The sequence below is a fragment of the Pseudomonas solani genome (genome assembly GCF_026072635.1).
Taxonomy (GTDB): Bacteria; Pseudomonadota; Gammaproteobacteria; order Pseudomonadales; family Pseudomonadaceae; genus Metapseudomonas; species Metapseudomonas solani.
Genome location: NZ_AP023081.1, coordinates 2,539,110 through 2,558,466 on the forward strand (window position 1 = coordinate 2,539,110; position 19,357 = coordinate 2,558,466).

Genomic DNA, 19,357 nt, shown 5'->3' on the forward strand with positions numbered 1-19,357 from the left:
ACGAGGGACCCACCATGAAAAACAGCCTTCTCGCTTTTTTACAGGCCGCCTTGCTGGCCAGTGCCGCCAGTGCCGCCGTGGCCCAGGAAAAGATCGTCTTCGGCATTGCCCTGGAGCCCTACCCACCCTTCTCCTTCAAGAGCGGCAAGGGTGAGTGGAGCGGCTTCGAGCCGGAGCTGATCCGGGCCGTGTGCGAACGCCTGCAGGCGCAGTGCCCGCTCAACGAGATGGCCTGGGACGGCCTCATTCCCGCGCTGAAGGCGCAGCAGGTGGATGTGGTGCTGAACTCGCTGTCGATCACCCCCGAGCGGCGCCAGGTGGTGGACTTCAGCGAGCCCTATTTCTTCACGCCCGCCCTCTGGGTCGCCGACAGCAGCCTGGACGTGCAGCCCACCCCCGAAGGGCTGAAGGGCCTGATCATCGGCGTGCAGGGCTCGACCACCCACTCCGCCTACGCCAAGCAGTACTTCGGCAAGGACTCCATCGTGCGCTACTACAACGACCAGGACGACATCCTCGCCGACCTGCGCAGCGGCCGCATCGACATCATGCTCGCCGACCAGTTGGCCGTGGAGCCGCTGCTCGACCTGCCGGACAATTCGATGCTCGCCAGCAAGGGCGTGGCGCCCCATGACCCGCTGTTCGGCGAGGGCGTGGGCGCTGCGGTGCGCAAGGGCAACGACGCCCTGCGCGAGCGCCTGAACCAGGCCCTGCAGGCGCTGCGCGACGACGGCACCTACGACGCCATCCGCGGGCGCTACTTCAAGGCCGACATCTCGGCCCGGCAGTGATGCGCACTCGGTCCTTTTCCTCGCAGGTGCATTCATGACCGCTATCGAAATCCAACGGCTGCTGTTCGCCGATGGCTGGCTGCAGGCCCTGGCCCAGGGCGCCGTGAAGACCCTGGGCATCTCGGTCGGGGCCTTCGTGCTCGGCCTGTCCCTGGGCCTGGTCGTCGCCCTGGTCAAGCTCTGGGGGCCGCGCTGGCTGGTGATCTGGGCCAACTGCTACACCACGCTGTACCGCGCGGTGCCCGAGCTGCTGCTGATCCTGCTGCTGTACTACGCCGGCTCCGACCTGCTCAACCTGCTGATGGCCTCCATGGGCCAGCCGCCGGTGGAGGTCAATGGCTTCCTCGCCGCCATCGTGGTGCTGGGCATCGTCCAGGGCGCCTATTCGGCGGAGATCATCCGTGGTGCCATCGAGGCCATCCCCGTGGGTCAGATCGAGGCCGGGCGGGCCTATGGCATGAAGCCCTTCATGGTGCTGCGGCGGGTGCTGGTGCCGAGCATGCTGCCCCACGTGGTCGCCGGCCTGTCCAACCTGTGGCTGGTACTGGTCAAGGACAGCGCGCTGATCAGCGTGGTGGGCTACAGCGAGCTGCTGGGCGCCGGCCGCCAGGCTGCCGCGTCGACCAAGCACTACCTCATGTTCTACCTGGCGGTGGCGGCCTTCTATTACCTCATCACGCTGGTCTCCAGCCTGGTGTTCCGGCGCTTCGAGGCACGCTTCGAACGCTGGATGCCCCGGCTCGCCTAGGAGGGCTCATGGACTTCACCTGGTTGAATGGCTTTACCGGTGAGCTGACGCGCGGCGCGGTGCTGACCCTGCAGTTGCTGCTGATCTCGGCCTTCTTCGGCTTCCTGCTGGCGATGGCCGTGGCCCTGGCACGGCTGTCGCGCAACCCGCTGCTGTCGGGTGGTGCGCGCTTCTACACCAGCGTGCTGCGGGGCACGCCGCTGCTGGTGCAGATCTACATCCTCTACTACGGCGTCGGCAGCGTCTTCGCCACCTTCCCGCTGATCCGCCACAGCCTGCTCTGGCCCTACCTGCGCGAAGGCTTCTGGTATGTCGCCTTCGCCCTGACCCTGAGCGTCGGCGCCTATGTCGGCGAGGTGTTGCGCGGCGGCCTGCGCGCGGTGCCCCGGGGCGAGCTGGAAGCGGCGCGGGCCTATGGCATGCGCCCCTGGCAGGTGCTGCGCCGGGTGTGGATGCCCCGCGCGCTGCAGATGCTGCGCCCGACCCTGGCTGGCGAGAGCGTGATGTTGCTCAAGTCCACCGCCCTGGCGTCCACCGTGGCGGTCACCGACCTGCTCGGCGCGGCCAACCTGGTGCGCTCGCAGACCTTGCGCGTCTACGAGCCGCTGCTGGTGGTGGCGGTGGTCTACATCGTCCTGGCCTTCCTCATCGAACAGGGCTTCGCGCGCGTCGGCAGGACGCCGCAGCGCCAGGCCTGAACCCCTTTGCACGCCGACGCGAGCCGGCGAGGAGCACTGCATGAACTACTCATCCCTGGTCCAGCGCATCAGTGGCGAAACCGTCAGCGCCTGGGATATCCACTACGCCGCCTGCGAAGCCCAGGAGCGGGGCGAGGACGCCATCGTGCTGAGCATCGGCGACCCGGACTTCGCCACCGCCGAGCCGATCTGCGCCGCCGCCGTCGAGGCCCTGGGCCAGGGCGACACCCACTACAGCGCGGTGATCGGCCGCACGCCGCTGCGCGAGGTGATCGCCGCCAAGCAACGCAAGCTGTTGGGCATCCCCGTGGAAGTGGACAACGTCGCCGTGGTCGCCGGGGCGCAGAACGGCCTCTACGCCACCTCCATGTGCCTGTTCGAGGGCGGTGACGAGGTGCTGGTGCCGGAACCGATGTACCTGACCTACGCCGCCAGCATCCAGGCCTCCGGCGCACGCCTGGTGAGCATCGCGCAGCCGGCGGAGGGGGACTTCCGCCTTACCGTCGAGGCGTTGGAGGCGGTGCTTACCGAACGCACCCGGGGCATCGCACTGGCGACGCCGAACAACCCCACCGGCAACGTCTACACCCTGGAGGAGCTGGCGGCGGTGGCGGAGGTCGCCCGGCGCCATGATCTCTGGGTGCTGTCCGACGAGGTCTACGGCCAGCTCACCTACGACCGCCCGCACCGCAGCATCGCCACCCTGGAGGGCATGGCCGAGCGCACCGTGGTGCTCAACAGCCTGTCGAAATCCCACGCCATGACCGGCTGGCGCGTGGGCTGGGTGGTGGCCCCCAGCGAGCTGATCGGCCACCTCGACAACCTGATGCTGTGCATGATCTACGGCCTGCCGGGCTTCATCCAGGCCGCCGCGCTGAAGGCCCTGGAGCTGGACGAGGAGATCGTTGGCGCGGCCCGCACGCTGTATCGCCGCCGCCGCGACCTGGTGGCCAGCGCGCTGGCCGATGTGCCGCTGCTGCAATGCAAGGTGCCGGAGGCCGGCATGTTCATGCTGGTGGACGTGCGCGGCACCGGCCTCTCGGGGATGGACTTCGCCTGGCAGCTGTTCCGCGAGACCGGGGTCTCGGTACTCGACGCCGAAGCCTTCGGCGCCAGCTGCCGGGGCTTCGTGCGGCTCTCGTTCACCGTCTCCGATGCCGAGCTGGAAGAGGCCTGCCGACGCATCGCCGGTTTCATCGAGCGCCTGCAACGCCAGCGCTGACCCACCGCAACCCCTGACCGAACCAGGCTCACGGCGCATTCCTGCGCCGGGCCTGGCCACGCCCGAAAATCACAAGGTGCCGCCATGACTGACGCCGACCACTTCACCTCGACCCATTCGGCCACTGGCCATTTTGCCGACCTGATCCTCGATAACGGTCGCATCTGCACCATGGACCCGGCGCAGCCCTGGGCCGAGGCGGTGGCCATCCGCGATGGCCGCCTGCTCGCCGTGGGCAGCCGCGCCGCCGTGCAGGCCTTCAAGGGGCCGGCCACCCGCGTGCATGACCTCGGCGGCGCCTTCTGCATGCCCGGGCTGCACGACATGCACACCCACCCGGACCTGGCCCTGGCGCCGCGCTACAGCGATGACCTGGACGTCGGCATCGAAGACCCGACGCCCGCGCAGCTGGAGGCGGCGATCCATGCCTACGCCGACGCCCACTCCGGCGATGGCTGGATCCACGGCCAGTACTGGGTGCGCTACACCTTCCGCGAGGCGGGGCTGGTGCCCGGGCGGGCCTGGCTCGACCAGGTAATGCCGGACCGCCCGGTGGCACTGCTGGACCGCATGTGGGGCACCATGATGGTCAACTCCAAGGCCTTGCAGCTGGCCGGCATCGATCGTCACACTCCCGACCCGCGCAACGGCTACCTGGAGCGCGATGAGCTCACCGGCGAACCCACCGGCCTGATGATCGACGGCGCCTACGCGATGATCCACGCCGCCATGCCGCCGACCCCGGTGGCGGTGCTGCGCCGGGCCTACCGCGATGGCGTGCATTTCCAGAGCACGCGGGGGGTGACGGCGAGCAAGTACGTGCACGTCTGCGAGCATCGCCTGCAGGCGCTGAAGGAGCTGGATGACGCCGGTGAGCTGACGGTGCGCATTGAGGCGGCGATCAGCTGGCAGGACGATATCTTCCCGGTGCGTCGGCGCTGGGAACTGCTCAGCGGCGAGCGTCACTACTACCGCAGCGCCCGCCTCAGCGCCAACGCGGTGAAGTTCCACTTCGACGGCACCGTGGAGCCGCGCTCGTCCTTCCTGCTCACGCCCTGGCCCAACGAAGCGGACTGGCGCGGCAAGCTCAACCTCACCCCCGAGCACATAACCGACATGCTGGTGGACATGGACAGCCGGGGCATCCGCGTCATCGCCCACTGCACCGGCGACGGTGCGTCCGATGTGTTTCTCGATGCGGTGGCCGAGGCGCGGCGGCGCAACGGCTTCAGTGGCGTGCGCCACCAGTGCGCCCACAGCACGCTGCTGCACCCCGGCAACCTCAAGCGCTTCCAGGAGCTGCAGGTGATCGCCGAGTTCTCGCCCGCCGCCTGGTACCCGACGCCCTTCGCCACCGGCGCACGTTCGGGCTATGGGCAGGAGCGCCTCAAGCGCATCTACGACTTCAAGGGCGTGCTGGAGGCGGGCGGCACGGCGGTGTTCGGCACCGATTGGCCGGTGGCGTCCATCGACCCCTGGCTGGCGCTGGAAACCATGGTCACCCGGCAGAACCCCTGGAACGACGACCCGGCCTGCTTCGGCGAGCCGATCACCCTGCAGCAGGCGCTGCGCGTGGCCACCCGCAACGGTGCCATCGCCATGGGCCTGGAGGGCAGCACCGGCAGCCTGGAAGCGGGCAAGGCGGCGGACCTGATCGTGCTCGACCGCGACCTGTTCGCCCAGCCGCCGCGCAACTACATCCACCGCACCCAGGTGCGGCTGACCTTCGTCGAAGGGCAGTTGGTCTATGACCGCGAGGAGGCGCTGGCCGGGCTTGGCCTGAAGGCGGTCTGGAGCGGCGAGCCGCCGGTGATCGAGGCGCAGCCATGATGGACGAGCGCATCGCGGTCACGGTGGTGGCGGGCTTTCTCGGAGCCGGCAAGACCACCTTGCTCAATCGCATGGTGCAGCGCGCGGGGGATAGCCGGCTGGCGGTGATCGTCAACGACTTCGGCGCGCTGAACATCGATGCGGCGCTGGTGGCCGAGGTCACCGATGCGGTGTACAGCCTGCAGAACGGTTGCATCTGCTGCACGGTGCAGGAGGACCTGCTGGCCCAGCTCGCCAGCCTGGCGCGGTTGCAGCCGCGCCTGCAGCGCATCGTCATCGAGTGCAGCGGCGTCTCCGACCCGCAACGCATCGTGCAGACCCTGGCTTATCCACAGCTGCGCAGCCTGCTGCGGCTGGACCTGGTCATCACCCTGGTGGACGCCACCCGGCACCTGGAACTGGACGGCGAATACGCGCGGCTGGCCCGTGCCCAGGTGGCGGCAGCCGATGTGCTGCTGCTGAACAAGACCGACTTGGTGGACGCGGAGGAACTGGAACGCCTGCGCGAAGCACTGCCGGCGCGGGCGTTGCTGCATGTCGGGGTGCAGGCCGATCTGCCGGATGCGCTGTGGCTGGATGCTGGCGCACCGAGCCGTACGCCCGGCGCACTGACGCCGGTGGCGACGGCGGACCATGGGCAGTTGTTCGAGTCCTGGGTCTGGGAAGGCGAGGGGCGCTTCGAGGCCCAGCGCCTGAGGGCCTGGCTGGCCGGCCTGCCGGACGCGCTGTTCCGCCTCAAGGGCTGGGTGCGCCTGGAGGCTGGCGAGGGGCCGCTGTGGTTGCAGCAGGTGGGCCGGCGCAGCCAGTTCAGCCCGGTGAGCGGGGCGGTGGATGACGGCATGCGCCTGGTGTTCATCGCCCGGCGTGGGTTCGCCGGGCGCGAGGCGCTGGAAAGCGGCTTGCGCGCCTGCCTGCGCTGACGGGATCAGTGGCCGTCGCGGAACTCGGCCCAGACCTGGTCACGGGTGGCGCCAAGCTTGTCGGGCAGGGATTCCAGGGCGAACAGGCGGCGCTTGGTTTCCTTGTCCGGGTAGAGGCCGGGCTGGTCACGCAGGCCGGCGGCGAGGAATTCGCGGGCGTCGGCATTGCCGTTGGGGTAGAGGGTTTCAGTGGTGATCTGCGCGGCGACCTTGGGCTGCATCATGAAGTCGATGAAGCGATGGGCGAGGTCGGCGCGGTTGGCGCTGGTGGGGATGGCGAGGTTGTCGATGAACAGCACCGAGCCCTCGTCGGGCACCACGAAGCGCACCGGCTGGCCGGCGGCCGCGGCGTTGAGGGCGTCACCGACCCAGGCCATGGCGACGCACAGCTGGCCTTTGTTGAGGTCTTCGATGTAGCGCTCGCTGTCGATGTAGCGCAGGTTCGGCCGCAGGCCGGTGAGCAGCTCGGCGGAGCGCTTGAGGCGGCTGGGAGCGGTGCGGGCGAGGGTGCGGCCCTGGTAGGTCATGAGGATGGACAGGGCCTCGTCCGGGGCGTCGAGCACGCTCATGCCGCAACTGGCCAGGCGCTTGCTCTGCTCCGGCTCGAAAAGCACGCTCCAGCTCGGCGGCAGCGGGCCGCCATAGGCCTTCTCGGCCTGGGGCGTGTTCACCGCGAGGCCCACGGCGCCCCAGAGGTAGGGCACGGCGTGCTGGTTGTTGGGGTCGACGGCGGCGAGCTTGCTCAGCAGCTGCTTGTCCAGGTGCTGGCGGTTGGGCAGGCGGCTGAAGTCCAGGGCCTGCAGGCGCCCGGCCTTGATCAGTTCGGGGAGGTTGTTGTGGGAGGGCACGACGATGTCGATGGCCTCGCCGCTTGCCATGATCTTCTGCAGCTCTTCGGCGCTGGAGAAGGTGTGGTAGTCCACGCGGATGCCGGTCTGCTGCTCGAAGTCCTTGAGCACCTGGGGGGCGATGTAGTCGTTCCAGTTGTAGACGCGGATGGTGTCTTCAGCGCTGGCCAGGGTCGGCAACAACGCGAACAGCAGCGGTGCGAGGAAGCGGGGCATGGAGTCCTCCCTGATGGTTGACGCCGCATTATTGCGGCGCAAATGTTTCAGCAGGTTGATGCATGTCAGCGGCTGGGCCTCTCTGGAACGGGCCTTTGCGCGGTTCTCACAGCGCCCTTCCGAGATCGCGGGTGGGAGGAAGGGATGAATCGCAGACAAAAAAACGCCGGCCCTGGGGCCGGCGTCTTTCGACTCGCTTACACGGTATGCAGGTACCAGTTGTATTCGAGGTCGGAGATGGAGTGTTCGAACTCCTCCAGCTCGCTTTCCTTGCACGCGACGAAGATGTCGATGTAATCCGGGCTGATGTACTTGGCCAGGATTTCGCTGTCGTCCAACTCGCGCAGTGCATCACGCAGGTTGTTCGGCAGGCTCTGCTCCAACTGCTCGTACGAGTTGCCTTCGATGGGGGCGCCGGGTTCGATCTGGTTGGTCAGGCCGTGGTGCACGCCCGCCAGGATCGACGCCATCATCAGGTACGGGTTGGCATCGGCACCGGCTACGCGGTGTTCGATACGCACCGCATCCGCGCTGCCGGTGGGCACGCGCAGGGCGACGGTACGGTTGTCCAGACCCCAGCTCGGTGCGTTCGGCACGTAGAACTGCGCGCCGAAGCGGCGGTAGGAGTTCACGTTCGGGCAGAGGAAGGCCATGGAAGCGGGTAGGGTCTCGAGCACACCGCCGAGCGCATGGCGCAATGCGGCGTTCTGCTCGGGATCCTCGCTGGCGAAGATGTTCTTGCCATGCTTGTCCAGCAGCGAGATATGGACGTGCAGACCGTTGCCGGCCTGACCCGGGTAGGGCTTGGCCATGAAGGTGGTGTCCATCTCGTGGTCATACGCGATGTTCTTCACCAGGCGCTTGAGCAGCACGGCGTAGTCGCAGGCCTTGATCGGGTCCGCCACGTGGTGGAGGTTGACCTCGAACTGGGCCGGGGCGCTTTCCTTGACGATGGCGTCGGCCGGGATGCCCTGGACCCTGGCGCCTTCGAGGATGTCCTGCAGGCAGTCGGCGTACTCGTCGAGATCGTCAATCAGGTAGACCTGGGTGGACTGCGGGCGCTTACCGGAGATCGGGGAGCGCGGCGGCTGCGGACGGCCGTTCACGTTCTCCTGGTCGATCAGGTAGAACTCGAGCTCGAACGCGGCGCAGATGGTCAGGCCGAGATCGTCGAACTTCGCGACGACCTGGCGCAGCACTTCGCGCGGGTCGGCGAAGAAGGGCTCGCCTTCCATCTCGTGCATGGTCATCAGCAGTTGCGCGGTGGGGCGCTTCTGCCAGGGCTCGTCGCACAGGGTGCCGGGGATCGGGTAGCAGATACGATCGGCGTCGCCGATGTCCAGGCCGAGGCCGGTGCTTTCAACGGTGGAGCCGTTGATATCGAGGGCGAATAAGGAAGCGGGGAGGTTGATGCCTTTTTCGTAAACTTTGTGGAGGCTGGCGCGTTCGATTCGCTTGCCTCGGACTACTCCATTCATATCTGCGATCAGGAGGTCGACGAACTGGACCTCAGGATGTTCCTTAAGGAACTCGTTCGCTTCTTGAAGCTGAACGGCACGCGGGGGTACCGACATGATGCAACACCTTTCTTGTTAAAAATATCAATCACACGTTCGCTAGGGTGAGAGTCAATCGGAATCCCCTAACGATGTCAATAGCGCCCCATTTTGCCCTAAAACAGGGCCATATGGCCAATTTTGGGGCGTTTGAGGGGCATCTGACCCCTCTCGGGGCCATGGCGCACGCGGCGCTCAGCGAGGTGTGTTCGATTTTTTACAGCCCTATTGTGTAAAAAAATGAACAACGCTAAGCTCGGTCGCAACCCATAACAGCAATAAAACGGGTGTCTCATGTCTCGCCTGCCGTTCATCGGCGTCACCGCCTGCACCAAGCAGATCGGTCTGCATCCCTACCATATAGCGGGTGACAAGTATCTTCGTGCGGTAGCCCTTGGCGCCGGCGGGGTTCCGCTGATTATTCCGGCTCTCGGCGAGCTCCTCGACACGACATCCCTTCTGGCCAGTCTAGACGGCTTGCTGTTCACCGGCTCACCTTCCAACGTCGAACCCCATCTTTATTCAGGCCCGGCCAGCGAGCCCGGCACCCTCCACGACCCGCAGCGCGATGGCACCACGCTTGCGCTGATGCGCGCCGCCGTGGCCGCCGGTGTGCCCGTGCTCGGCATCTGCCGGGGCTTCCAGGAAATGAACGTGGCCTTCGGCGGCACCCTGCACCAGAAGGTGCATGCGGTCGTAGGTCTCATGGATCACCGCGAGCCGGCCGATGAGCCGCTCGAGGTGCAGTATGCACCCCGCCACCCCGTGCAGATCCAGCCGGGTGGCATCCTCGCGGGCATCGGCTTGCCGGCGGAGATTCTCGTAAATTCCATTCATGGCCAGGGCGTTGAACGTCTGGCGCCGGGCCTTCACGTAGAAGCGCTGGCGCCTGACGGGTTGGTCGAATCCTGCTCGGTCGTCGGCGCGAAGAGTTTCGCGCTCGGAGTACAGTGGCACCCCGAGTGGCAGGTTCGTTCCAATCCCGATTATCTCGCCATCTTCCAGGCCTTTGGTGAGGCTTGCAGGAAGAGGGCGGGGCAACGCTGAGCTCAGCTATACCAGTTGCAGCTCTCACACCCTGAGGTCTTTATGACTACCAAGTTGGACCAGCTCACAAGCTGGTTGAAAGAACGCAAAATCACCGAAGTTGAATGCTTGATCAGCGATCTTACCGGCATTGCCCGGGGCAAGATTTCGCCGACCAACAAGTTCCTCGACGAGAAGGGCATGCGCCTCCCCGAGAGCGTGCTGCTGCAGACCGTCACCGGCGACTATGTCGAGGACGACGTTTATTACGAGCTGCTGGACCCTGCCGATATCGACATGGTCTGCCGCCCGGACGAGAACGCCGTGTTCCTCGTGCCCTGGGCGCTGGAACCCACCGCGATGGTGATCCACGACACCTTCGACAAGATGGGCAACCCCATCGAGCTGTCGCCGCGCAACATCCTCAAGAAAGTGCTCAAGCTCTACGCCGACAAGGGCTGGCGCCCGATCGTCGCGCCGGAGATGGAGTTCTACCTGACCAAGCGCAGCGACGACCCCGACTACCCGCTGCAGGCGCCGATCGGTCGTTCCGGCCGTCCGGAAACCGGCCGCCAGTCCTTCTCCATCGACGCGGCGAACGAATTCGACCCGCTGTTCGAGGACATGTACGACTGGTGCGAAGCCCAGGACCTGGACCTGGACACCCTCATCCACGAGGAAGGCCCGGCGCAGATGGAGATCAACTTCCGTCACGGCGAAGCCCTGTCCCTGGCCGACCAGATCACCGTATTCAAGCGCACCATGCGCGAGGCCGCGCTGAAACATAACGTTGCCGCCACCTTCATGGCCAAGCCGATCACCGACCAGCCGGGCAGTGCCATGCACCTGCACCAGAGCGTGGTGGACATCAAGACCGGCAAGAACATCTTCTCCAATGAAGATGGCTCCATGAGCGAGCTGTTCCTGCACCACATCGGTGGCCTGCAGAAGTTCATCCCCGAGCTGCTGCCGCTGTTCGCCCCGAACGTGAACTCCTTCCGCCGCTTCCTGCCCGACACCTCGGCGCCGGTGAACGTGGAATGGGGCGAGGAGAACCGCACCGTGGGCCTGCGCGTCCCGGATGCCACCCCGCAGAACCGCCGCGTGGAGAACCGCCTGGCCGGTGCCGATGCCAACCCCTACCTGGCGATCGCTGCCAGCCTGCTGTGCGGCTATATAGGCATGGTCGAGCAGATCAAGCCGAGCGCACAGGTGAAGGGCCGTGGTTACGAGCGTCGCAACCTGCGTCTGCCGCTGACCCTCGAAGACGCCCTCGAGCGCCTGGAGAACTGCAAGCCCCTGGAGAAATTCCTGGGTGCCAAGTTCATCAGCGCCTACGTCGCGGTGAAACGCGCCGAGCACGAGAACTTCAAGCGGGTCATCAGCTCCTGGGAGCGTGAATTCCTGCTGCTTTCCGTCTGATCCAAACGGCGTGCCGCGTTCGTGGCGCGGCACGCCAACCCAGATTTGCATAGAGGTGTAGATAATGAAGAGCCAAGTGACCAACCCCCAGACCCTTGAGTGGCAGGCACTCAGTCGCGACCACCACCTGCCGCCGTTCACCGACTACCAGGCGTTGAATGCCAAGGGCGCGCGGATCATCACCAAAGCCGACGGCGTCTACATCTGGGACAGCGAGGGCAACAAGATCCTCGATGCCATGGCCGGCCTGTGGTGCGTCAACGTCGGCTACGGCCGCGAGGAACTGGTGCAGGCGGCCACCCGCCAGATGCGCGAGCTGCCCTTCTACAACCTGTTCTTCCAGACCGCCCACCCGCCCGTCATCGAACTGGCCAAGGCCATTTCCGAGCTGGCGCCCGAGGGCATGAACCACGTGTTCTTCACCGGTTCCGGTTCCGAAGCCAACGACACCGTGCTGCGCATGGTCCGCCACTACTGGGCGACCAAGGGCCAGCCGAAGAAGAAAGTGGTCATCGGCCGCTGGAACGGCTACCACGGCTCCACCGTCGCCGGCGTCAGCCTCGGCGGCATGAAGGCGCTGCACGAGCAGGGCGACCTGCCGATCCCGGGGATCACCCACATCGCCCAGCCCTACTGGTTCGGCGAGGGTGGCGACATGGCCCCCGAGGAGTTCGGCGTCTGGGCCGCCGAGCAGCTGGAGAAGAAGATTCTCGAAGTCGGCGAGGAGAATGTCGCCGCCTTCATCGCCGAGCCCATCCAGGGCGCGGGCGGCGTGATCGTGCCGCCGGAAACCTACTGGCCGAAGATCCGCGAGATCCTCGCCCGCTACGACATCCTGTTCATCGCCGACGAAGTCATCTGCGGCTTCGGCCGTACCGGCGAGTGGTTCGGCAGCCAGTACTACGGCAACGCCCCGGACCTGATGCCCATCGCCAAGGGCCTGACCTCCGGCTACATCCCCATGGGCGGCGTGATCGTCCGTGACGAGGTGGTCGAGGTGCTCAACCAGGGCGGCGAGTTCTACCACGGCTTCACCTACTCCGGTCACCCGGTGGCCGCTGCGGTGGCGCTGGAAAACATCCGCATCCTGCGCGAAGAGAAGATCGTCGAGAACGTGAAGGCGGAAACGGCACCGTATTTGCAACAACGCTGGCAGGAGCTGGCTGACCATCCCCTGGTTGGCGAAGCGCGTGGGGTCGGCATGGTTGGCGCCCTGGAACTGGTCAAGAACAAGAAGACCCGTGAGCGTTTCACCGATCTGGGCGTGGGCATGCAGTGCCGCGAGCACTGCTTCCGCAATGGCCTGATCATGCGTGCGGTCGGGGACACTATGATTGTGTCGCCGCCGCTGGTGATCAGTAAGGACGAGATCGACGAACTGGTGACCAAGGCTCGCAAGTGCCTCGACCTCACCGCGAGTGCAGTTCTGGGTTGAGCAATTGGGCGAGTTTGCAAACAATCGCATCCCGCGAGCTGTTGTAAGCGCGCCCCTGACCTTGCCAGACTGCGCCAGTGCGTTGGCCAGGCTCACCGGGCGGTGGCGACGCCGCTCGGACACTTAAACAACAAATGGAGCTACCCGCATGTTCAAAACCTTCGGCAAGACCTTGCTCGCCATGACGCTCGCTGGCGCTGTGGCTGGTGTGGCGCAGGCAGAAGACAAGGTGCTGCACGTCTATAACTGGTCTGACTACATCGCCCCGGAAACCGTCGAGAAGTTCACCAAGGAAACCGGGATCAAGGTCGTCTACGACGTCTTCGACTCCAACGAGACCCTGGAAGCCAAGCTGCTGGCCGGCAAGTCCGGTTACGACATCGTGGTGCCGTCCAACAACTTCCTGGCCAAGCAGATCAAGGCCAAGGTCTATCAGCCGCTGGACAAGTCCAAGCTGCCGAACTGGAAGAACCTGGACCCGAACCTGCTGAAGACCGTCGAAGTCTCCGACCCGGGCAACCAGTACGCCTTCCCCTACATGTGGGGCTCCATCGGCATCGGCTACAACGTCGACAAGGTCAAGGCCGTGCTCGGCGACAAGGCCCCGGTGGATTCCTGGGACCTGCTGTTCAAGCCCGAGAACATCGAGAAGCTGAAATCCTGCGGTGTTTCCTTCCTCGACTCGCCGACCGAAATCCTGCCGATCGCCCTGCACTACCTGGGCTACAGCCCGGTCAGCCAGGACCCCAAGCAGCTCAAGGAAGCCGAGGCGCTGTTCCTCAAGATCCGTCCGCACGTGACCTACTTCCACTCCTCCAAGTACATCTCCGACCTGGCCAACGGCAACCTCTGCGTGGCCGTGGGCTACTCGGGTGACGTGTACCAGGCCAAGTCCCGTGCCGACGAGGCCAAGGCTGGCGTGAAGGTCGCGTACAACATTCCGAAGGAAGGTGCCGGCACCTTCTTCGACATGGTCGCGATCCCTGCCGACGCCGCCAACCCGGACGCCGCCTACGCCTTCATGAACTTCCTGATGAAGCCGGAAATCATGGCCGAGATCACCAACTTCGTGCAGTTCCCGAACGGTAACGCCGCCGCCACCCCGCTGGTGGACGAGGCGATCCGCACCGACCCGGGCATCTACCCGAGCAAGGAGACCATGGCCAAGCTCTACGCCTTCCCGGACCTGCCGGCCAAGGTGCAGCGCGTAATGACCCGTACCTGGACCACCATCAAGTCGGGCAAGTAAGCCGCCACCCACCCTCCGGCGCTCGCCGGAGGGTGAACCACCCCAAGAGGACCTCCTCATGCGCAATCGCCCCTGGCTGTACGGGTTGCTGGCCAGTTTCTTCGTCGTGTCCATGACACAGGCGCAGGAGCGTGTCGTGCACGTGTACAACTGGTCCGATTACATCGCCCCGGACACCCTGGAGAACTTCCAGAAGGAAACCGGGATCAAGGTGGTCTACGACGTCTTCGACTCCAACGAAACCCTCGATGGCAAGCTCGCCACCGGGCAATCCGGCTACGACGTGGTGGTCCCCACCAACCACTTCCTGGCCAAGCAGATCAAGGCCGGCACCTACCAGAAGCTGGACAAGTCCAAGCTGCCGAACCTCTCCCACCTGGACCCTGCCGTGCTGAAGAACCTCGCGGGCGGCGATCCGGGCAACGAATACTCCGTGCCCTACATGTGGGGCACCAACGGCATCGGCCTCAACGCCACCAAGGTGCGCGCCATCCTCGGTGCCGATGCCAAGCTCGACTCGTGGTCGCTGCTGTTCGACCCCGAGGTGGTCAAGCAGCTCACCCAGTGCGGCGTCGCCCTGATCGATTCCGGCGATGAAGTCATGCCGCAGATGGTCAACTACCTCGGCGGCTCGCCCCACACCCACGAGCGCGCCGACTACGACAAGGCCACCGCCCAACTGCTCAAGGTGCGCCCGTACATCACCTACTTCCACTCCTCCAAGTCCATCGGCGACTTGGCCAACGGCGACATCTGCATCGCCTTCGGCTACTCCGGCGACATGCTCCAGGCCGCCAGCCGCGCCGAAGAGGCCGGGCGCAAGGACGAGATCATCTACGTCATCCCCAAGGAAGGCACCGCCATGTGGGCGGACATGCTGGCCATCCCCCGGGACGCCAAGCACGTGGAAGAGGCGCATATCTTCATCAACTACCTGATGCGCCCGGATGTGATCGCCAAGATCAGCGACTACGTTTCCTATGCCAATGCCAACAAGGATGCGACCGCGCTGGTGGATGCCAGCGTGCGCGAGAACCCCGGCGTCTACCCCTCGCCGGAAGTGATGGCCAAGCTCTACGTGGCCCGGGAGCGCCCGCGCGATGTCCAGCGCTGGCTGACCCGTGACTGGACCCGGATAAAAAGCGGTCGTTGAAGCGACAACCCGATAAGAAACTCCGCAGCGCGCCCCGGTGCGCCAGCGGCCCGGCATATCAAGAGGATTAAAGTGTGCGAGTTTCCTTCTGCAAAACCCTGATCACCGCCGCCGTGCTGACCCTGGCTTCACAGGCCCACGCCGAGCAGACGGTGCACATCTACAACTGGTCCGACTACATCGGCGAGACCACCCTGGCGGACTTCCAGAAAGAGACCGGCATCAAGCCCGTCTATGACGTCTTCGACTCCAACGAAACCCTCGAAGGCAAGCTCCTGGCCGGTCGCACCGGGTATGACGTGGTGGTCCCCTCCAACCACTTCCTCGGCAAGCAGATCAAGGCCGGCGCCTTCCAGAAACTGGACCGCAGCCAGCTGAAGAACTGGGACAACCTCGATCCCGTGCTGCTCAAGCGCCTGGAAGCCAACGACCCCGGCAACCAGTACGCCGTCCCCTACCTCTGGGGCACCAACGGCATCGGCTACAACGCCGAGAAGGTCAAGGCCGTGCTCGGCGTCGACAAGATCGACTCCTGGTCGGTGATCTTCGAACCCGAGAACATCAAGAAGCTCAGCCAGTGCGGCGTGGCCTTCCTCGACTCGGCCGACGAAATGATTCCGGCCATGCTCAATTACCTGGGCCTGAACCCCAACAGCAAGAACCCGGACGACTACAAGAAAGCCGAGGCCAAGCTGATGGAGGTTCGTCCCTACATCACCTATTTCCACTCCTCCAAGTACATCGGTGACCTGGCCAACGGCGACATCTGCGTCGCGGCGGGCTTCTCCGGTGACATCTTCCAGGCCGCCGCGCGCGCCGAGGAAGCCGGCAAGGGCGTGGAAATCGCCTACGCGATCCCCAAAGAGGGCGGCAACCTGTGGTTCGACATGGTCGCCGTGCCGGCCGATGCCGCCAACGCCAAGGAAGCCCACGCCTTCATCGACTACCTGCTGCGCCCCGAAGTCATCGCCAAGGTCAGCGACTACGTGGGCTACGCCAACCCGAACACCAAGTCGGGCGAATTCATGAATCAGGAAGTGCGTGACGACGCGTCCGTGTACCCGCCACAAGCGGTGCTGGACAAGCTGTATGTCTCGGAGGAACTGCCTCCGAAGGTGCAACGGCTGATGACCCGGAGCTGGACCAAGGTCAAGTCGGGCAAGTGATCGGGGGCGAGCCGCGCGGGCAGGGCTCGCGCAGCTTGCGCCAGAGCGGGCGACGAGCGGGTCTGGACGCGCGTCTCGCGCCTAACGAGCGATACTCAACGCAACCGGCCATAATGGTCGGCTAGCAAGAATTGGGAGTGTGGTAATGGCAATAGCCTCCGGTGCCTACAAGAAAGCCCTCGAGGGCAACCAGCAACCCAAAGAGGTGCTGGTCAAGATCGACCGGGTGACCAAGCAGTTCGACGAGACCCTTGCGGTGGACGACGTCTCGCTGACCATCAACAAGGGCGAGATCTTCGCCCTGCTGGGTGGTTCCGGCTCGGGCAAGTCGACCCTGCTGCGCATGCTGGCGGGTTTCGAACGTCCCACTGAAGGTCGCATCTTCCTCGACGGCGTCGATATCACCGACATGCCGCCCTACGAGCGGCCGATCAACATGATGTTCCAGTCCTATGCGCTTTTCCCGCATATGACTGTTGCGCAGAACATCGCCTTCGGACTCAAACAAGATCGCCTCTCCAGCAGCGAGATCGACGAGCGTGTCACCGAGATGCTCAAGCTGGTGCAGATGACCCAGTACGCCAAGCGCAAGCCGCACCAGCTGTCTGGTGGCCAGCGTCAGCGCGTGGCCCTGGCCCGCTCGCTGGCCAAGCGTCCCAAGCTGCTGCTGCTCGACGAGCCCATGGGCGCCCTGGACAAGAAGCTGCGTTCGCAGATGCAGCTGGAGCTGGTGGAGATCATCGAGCGCGTCGGCGTGACCTGCGTCATGGTGACCCACGACCAGGAAGAGGCCATGACCATGGCCCAGCGCATCGCCATCATGCACCTGGGCTGCATCGAGCAGATCGGCAGCCCGGTGGACATCTACGAGACCCCCATCAGCCGCCTGGTGTGCGAGTTCATCGGCAACGTCAACCTGTTCGACGGCGAAGTGGTGGAGGACCTCGAGGCCCACGCCCTGATCGCCTGCCCCGAGCTGGAGCGCCCGATCTACGTCGGCCACGGCGTGACCACCTCGGTGCAGGACAAGCGCATCACCTACGCCCTGCGCCCCGAGAAGCTGCTGGTCACCACCGAGCAGCCCACCTGCGAGTACAACTGGTCGCGCGGCAAGATCCACGACATCGCCTACCTCGGCGGTCACTCGGTGTTCTACGTCAAGCTGCCCGGCGGCTCCATCGTCCAGTCCTTCGTCGCCAACGCCGAGCGTCGCGGCGCGCGTCCGACCTGGGACGATGAAGTCTTCGTATGGTGGGAGGACGACAGCGGGGTGGTGCTGCGCTCATGAAAATATCCAGCATAAAGAAGCGCCTGCCCACGGGCCGGCACGCGGTGATCGGGATTCCCTTCGTCTGGCTGTTCCTGTTCTTCCTGCTGCCCTTCGCCATCGTGCTGAAGATCAGCTTCGCGGAAGCGGACGTGGCGATCCCGCCCTATACAGAAATCTACACCTGGGCTGAAAACCAGCTGCAGATCGCTCTCAACCTCGGCAACTACTTCATGCTGAGCGAGGACGAACTCTACCTGGCCGCCTACCTGGGCTCCCTGAAGATGGCCTTCTTCAGCACCCTGCTGTGTCTCCTGATCGGCTACCCGATGGCCTACGCCATTGCCCGTGCCGGCAAGGAAGCCCAGACCGTGCTGCTGCTGCTGATCATGATGCCGACCTGGACCGCCATCCTCATCCGCGTCTACGCCTGGATGGGCATCCTCAGCAACAACGGCCTGCTCAACAGCTTCCTGATGGGCATCGGCCTGATCAGCGAGCCGCTGCAGATCCTCAACACCAACACCGCGGTCTACATCGGCGTGGTCTACTCCTACCTGCCGTTCATGATCCTGCCGCTGTTCGCCAACCTGGTGAAGCACGACCAGAGCCTGCTGGAAGCCGCCTCGGACCTCGGTTCGAGCAACTTCAACAGCTTCTGGAAGATCACCGTGCCGCTGTCCAAGAACGGCATCATCGCCGGCAGCATGCTGGTGTTCATCCCGGTGGTGGGCGAGTTCGTCATCCCCGAACTGCTCGGCGGCCCGGAGACCCTGATGATCGGCAAGGTGCTGTGGCAGGAGTTCTTCAACAACCGCGACTGGCCGGTGGCGTCCGCGCTGGCAGTGGTGATGCTGGCGATCCTCATCGTCCCGATCATCCTGTTCAACCGTAACCAAGCCAAGGAACTGGAGGGCAAGGTATGAAGCGCTTCAGTTTCTCCAACGTGATGCTCTGGGTCGGCCTGCTGTTCATCTACCTGCCGATGCTCATCCTGGTCATCTACTCGTTCAACGCCTCCAAGCTGGTCACGGTCTGGGGCGGTTGGTCGGTGAAGTGGTACGTCGGCCTGCTGGACAACTCCCAACTGATGAACTCGGTGATGCGCTCCCTGGAGATCGCCTGCTACACCGCCATCGCGGCGGTGGCGCTGGGCACCCTGGCGGCCTTCGTCCTGACCCGCATCCCGCGCTTCCGTGGCCGTACGCTGTTCGGCGGCCTGGTCACCGCGCCGCTGGTCATGCCCGAGGTCATCACCGGTCTGTCGCTGCTGCTGCTGTTCGTGGCCATGGCGCAACTGATCGGCTGGCCCCAGGAGCGTGGCATCGTCACCATCTGGATCGCCCACACCACCTTCTGCTCGGCCTACGTGGCCATCGTGGTATCGGCGCGCCTGCGTGAGCTGGACCTGTCCATCGAGGAGGCCGCCATGGACCTCGGGGCGCGTCCGTGGAAGGTGTTCATCCTGATCACCATCCCGATGATCGCGCCGTCGCTGGCGGCGGGCGGCATGATGTCCTTCGCCCTGTCCCTGGACGACCTGGTGCTGGCGAGCTTCGTTTCCGGCCCCGGTTCCACCACCCTGCCGATGGAAGTGTTCTCCGCCGTGCGCCTGGGTGTGAAACCGGAGATCAACGCCGTGGCCAGCCTGATCCTGCTGACCGTGTCGCTGTTCACCTTCTTCGCCTGGTACTTCAGCCGCCAGGCCGAAGAGCGCCGCAAGCGCGCCATCCAGGAAGCCATGGAATCCATGGCCGCCGAAGCCGCGTCCAGCAACAAGCGCGGTGGGGCCAGCCAACCGGCCTGAGCC

17 protein-coding genes are annotated in these 19,357 nt (G+C 65.0%); 15 read left to right on the top strand and 2 right to left on the bottom strand.

Annotation, left to right across the window (positions count from 1 at the left end):
* Positions 1-14: 14 nt before the first annotated feature.
* The 6 genes from PSm6_RS11465 (at position 15) to PSm6_RS11490 (ending at position 6,209) form a co-directional block, all read left to right on the top strand.
* Positions 15-791: a transporter substrate-binding domain-containing protein gene (locus PSm6_RS11465; protein WP_043244871.1), complete on the top strand. Its 777-nt coding sequence runs from the start codon at positions 15-17 to the stop codon at positions 789-791.
* A 34-nt stretch (positions 792-825) separates the two neighbouring features.
* Positions 826-1,539, top strand: coding sequence for an ABC transporter permease (locus tag PSm6_RS11470; protein WP_021218236.1), 714 nt, complete (start codon positions 826-828; stop codon positions 1,537-1,539).
* Between the two features lie 8 nt (positions 1,540-1,547).
* Positions 1,548-2,237: an ABC transporter permease gene (locus tag PSm6_RS11475; RefSeq protein WP_021218237.1), complete on the top strand. Its 690-nt coding sequence runs from the start codon at positions 1,548-1,550 to the stop codon at positions 2,235-2,237.
* 40 nt (positions 2,238-2,277) lie between these two features.
* On the top strand, positions 2,278-3,459 hold the full coding sequence (locus PSm6_RS11480) for a pyridoxal phosphate-dependent aminotransferase (RefSeq protein ID WP_043244874.1): 1,182 nt from the start codon (positions 2,278-2,280) through the stop codon (positions 3,457-3,459).
* An 84-nt stretch (positions 3,460-3,543) separates the two neighbouring features.
* Positions 3,544-5,289 carry an amidohydrolase gene (locus tag PSm6_RS11485; protein WP_265170235.1) on the top strand — a complete coding sequence of 582 codons (1,746 nt, stop codon included), beginning with the start codon at positions 3,544-3,546 and terminating at the stop codon, positions 5,287-5,289.
* Positions 5,286-6,209, top strand: a complete 924-nt coding sequence (locus tag PSm6_RS11490; RefSeq protein WP_021218240.1) for a CobW family GTP-binding protein — start codon at positions 5,286-5,288, stop codon at positions 6,207-6,209. The genes PSm6_RS11485 and PSm6_RS11490 overlap by 4 nt, the downstream gene beginning before the upstream one ends.
* Positions 6,210-6,214: 5 nt before the next feature.
* On the opposite strand, the gene PSm6_RS11495 is transcribed toward PSm6_RS11490, so the two are convergent.
* Positions 6,215-7,273, bottom strand: coding sequence for a polyamine ABC transporter substrate-binding protein (locus PSm6_RS11495; protein WP_021218241.1), 1,059 nt, complete (start codon positions 7,271-7,273; stop codon positions 6,215-6,217).
* 197 nt (positions 7,274-7,470) lie between these two features.
* Positions 7,471-8,847, bottom strand: coding sequence for a glutamine synthetase family protein (locus tag PSm6_RS11500; protein WP_021218243.1), 1,377 nt, complete (start codon positions 8,845-8,847; stop codon positions 7,471-7,473).
* A gap of 276 nt (positions 8,848-9,123) precedes the next feature.
* Between PSm6_RS11500 and PSm6_RS11505 the strand changes: the two genes are divergently transcribed.
* The 9 genes from PSm6_RS11505 (at position 9,124) to PSm6_RS11545 (ending at position 19,354) form a co-directional block, all read left to right on the top strand.
* On the top strand, positions 9,124-9,876 hold the full coding sequence (locus PSm6_RS11505; protein WP_021218245.1) for a gamma-glutamyl-gamma-aminobutyrate hydrolase family protein: 753 nt from the start codon (positions 9,124-9,126) through the stop codon (positions 9,874-9,876).
* A gap of 42 nt (positions 9,877-9,918) precedes the next feature.
* The gene (locus PSm6_RS11510; RefSeq protein ID WP_021218246.1) at positions 9,919-11,277 is read left to right on the top strand and encodes a glutamine synthetase family protein; all 1,359 of its coding nucleotides are present in this window, start codon (positions 9,919-9,921) and stop codon (positions 11,275-11,277) included.
* Positions 11,278-11,341: 64 nt separating this feature from the next.
* Positions 11,342-12,712, top strand: coding sequence for an aspartate aminotransferase family protein (locus tag PSm6_RS11515; RefSeq protein ID WP_148304317.1), 1,371 nt, complete (start codon positions 11,342-11,344; stop codon positions 12,710-12,712).
* Between the two features lie 148 nt (positions 12,713-12,860).
* Entirely contained in the window at positions 12,861-13,961 is a 1,101-nt protein-coding gene (locus PSm6_RS11520) for a polyamine ABC transporter substrate-binding protein (RefSeq protein WP_021218248.1), read from the top strand.
* A 112-nt stretch (positions 13,962-14,073) separates the two neighbouring features.
* On the top strand, positions 14,074-15,114 hold the full coding sequence (locus PSm6_RS11525; RefSeq protein ID WP_043244913.1) for a polyamine ABC transporter substrate-binding protein: 1,041 nt from the start codon (positions 14,074-14,076) through the stop codon (positions 15,112-15,114).
* 74 nt (positions 15,115-15,188) lie between these two features.
* A complete protein-coding gene (locus tag PSm6_RS11530; protein WP_043244879.1) occupies positions 15,189-16,280 on the top strand; it encodes a polyamine ABC transporter substrate-binding protein in 1,092 nt (363 codons plus the stop codon).
* Between the two features lie 145 nt (positions 16,281-16,425).
* A complete protein-coding gene (gene potA, locus PSm6_RS11535) occupies positions 16,426-17,568 on the top strand; it encodes a polyamine ABC transporter ATP-binding protein (protein WP_021218251.1) in 1,143 nt (380 codons plus the stop codon).
* Between the two features lie 23 nt (positions 17,569-17,591).
* A complete protein-coding gene (locus PSm6_RS11540; RefSeq protein ID WP_162164734.1) occupies positions 17,592-18,473 on the top strand; it encodes an ABC transporter permease subunit in 882 nt (293 codons plus the stop codon).
* On the top strand, positions 18,470-19,354 hold the full coding sequence (locus PSm6_RS11545; RefSeq protein ID WP_021218253.1) for an ABC transporter permease subunit: 885 nt from the start codon (positions 18,470-18,472) through the stop codon (positions 19,352-19,354). The genes PSm6_RS11540 and PSm6_RS11545 overlap by 4 nt, the downstream gene beginning before the upstream one ends.
* The last annotated feature ends 3 nt before the right edge of the window (positions 19,355-19,357 follow it).

Bases quoted from the DNA above. Each gene is read 5' to 3' on its own strand.
- PSm6_RS11485 (WP_265170235.1), top strand. From the start codon at position 3,544: ATGACTGACGCCGACCACTTCACCTCGACCCATTCGGCCACTGGCCAT.
- PSm6_RS11545 (WP_021218253.1), top strand. From the start codon at position 18,470: ATGAAGCGCTTCAGTTTCTCCAACGTGATGCTCTGGGTCGGCCTGCTG.
- PSm6_RS11475 (WP_021218237.1), top strand. From the start codon at position 1,548: ATGGACTTCACCTGGTTGAATGGCTTTACCGGTGAGCTGACGCGCGGC.
- PSm6_RS11490 (WP_021218240.1), top strand. From the start codon at position 5,286: ATGATGGACGAGCGCATCGCGGTCACGGTGGTGGCGGGCTTTCTCGGA.
- potA (WP_021218251.1), top strand. From the start codon at position 16,426: ATGGCAATAGCCTCCGGTGCCTACAAGAAAGCCCTCGAGGGCAACCAG.
- PSm6_RS11525 (WP_043244913.1), top strand. From the start codon at position 14,074: ATGACACAGGCGCAGGAGCGTGTCGTGCACGTGTACAACTGGTCCGAT.
- PSm6_RS11520 (WP_021218248.1), top strand. From the start codon at position 12,861: ATGTTCAAAACCTTCGGCAAGACCTTGCTCGCCATGACGCTCGCTGGC.
- PSm6_RS11495 (WP_021218241.1), bottom strand. From the start codon at position 7,273: ATGCCCCGCTTCCTCGCACCGCTGCTGTTCGCGTTGTTGCCGACCCTG.
- PSm6_RS11465 (WP_043244871.1), top strand. From the start codon at position 15: ATGAAAAACAGCCTTCTCGCTTTTTTACAGGCCGCCTTGCTGGCCAGT.
- PSm6_RS11480 (WP_043244874.1), top strand. From the start codon at position 2,278: ATGAACTACTCATCCCTGGTCCAGCGCATCAGTGGCGAAACCGTCAGC.
- PSm6_RS11515 (WP_148304317.1), top strand. From the start codon at position 11,342: ATGAAGAGCCAAGTGACCAACCCCCAGACCCTTGAGTGGCAGGCACTC.
- PSm6_RS11500 (WP_021218243.1), bottom strand. From the start codon at position 8,847: ATGTCGGTACCCCCGCGTGCCGTTCAGCTTCAAGAAGCGAACGAGTTC.
- PSm6_RS11505 (WP_021218245.1), top strand. From the start codon at position 9,124: ATGTCTCGCCTGCCGTTCATCGGCGTCACCGCCTGCACCAAGCAGATC.
- PSm6_RS11470 (WP_021218236.1), top strand. From the start codon at position 826: ATGACCGCTATCGAAATCCAACGGCTGCTGTTCGCCGATGGCTGGCTG.
- PSm6_RS11510 (WP_021218246.1), top strand. From the start codon at position 9,919: ATGACTACCAAGTTGGACCAGCTCACAAGCTGGTTGAAAGAACGCAAA.